The organism is Oleiphilus sp. HI0067 (assembly GCF_001635735.1).
This window is the reverse complement of sequence record NZ_LWFI01000208.1, coordinates 1-656: the sequence shown is the minus strand read 5'-3', so window position 1 is coordinate 656 and position 656 is coordinate 1. Positions and strand designations below refer to the sequence as shown.

The 656-nt window shown below is 43.4% G+C and carries 2 protein-coding genes; both read right to left on the bottom strand.

Going from position 1 to position 656, the window contains the following annotated elements; all coding sequences use genetic code 11:
• Nucleotides 1-388, bottom strand: a 388-nt coding sequence (locus A3739_RS02715) for a hypothetical protein (RefSeq protein ID WP_197471986.1), incomplete at its 3' end; no start/stop codon positions are given.
• 94 nt (nt 389-482) lie between these two features.
• Nucleotides 483-656, bottom strand: a 174-nt coding sequence (locus A3739_RS31320) for an energy transducer TonB (RefSeq protein ID WP_156502280.1), incomplete at its 5' end; no start/stop codon positions are given.

Genomic DNA, 656 nt, shown 5'->3' with positions numbered 1-656 from the left:
CATGCTCCAACCAAGATTGTAGATAACGAATAGACAGAATTAATTGATCTTCAGAAAGATAAAGTTGAGACAAGTCATAACGCAACTTTTGCTGATTTTCATGAACCAGAGCGCTCATGTTATGAGCTAATTCCAGTAGCTCAATTGCCTTAGTATTTTCATTGCGGCTGACATAAATATAACCCGCCGTTTTCAAGACGACGGCCGTTTCATAGGCGTTCTTCTGTACGCGAATGATCAATCGATTAAGTTTCTCAAACGCGCCATCAATATCGCCTTCATCAATACTACCTTGCACATCAACTAGTAAATTGTAGGTGCCTTTTGACACAAGGGATTTTTTACTAGCAGAGCCTTCACTTCCGCCCGCAGCAACACTTGGAGGCATTTGAAAATCGGTCGCAAAACTTACATGCGACAACCCAGTCGAGATAAAGAACGTGAGCACCAGAGATAAACTGCGATGCCGTAAAATGGATCGGTTAGAGCTGAAATACATACTTACGCTCAACAACACGCGTAGCTTGCGCTTGACCATTGACCAAACGAGGCAGGTATTCCCATCGAGCTACCTCCTTCAACACGACACGATCAAAAATTCTTGGAGGGGAAGATTCAACGATTTCAACGTCAGTCACCTTGCCTTCTGCAGTTAC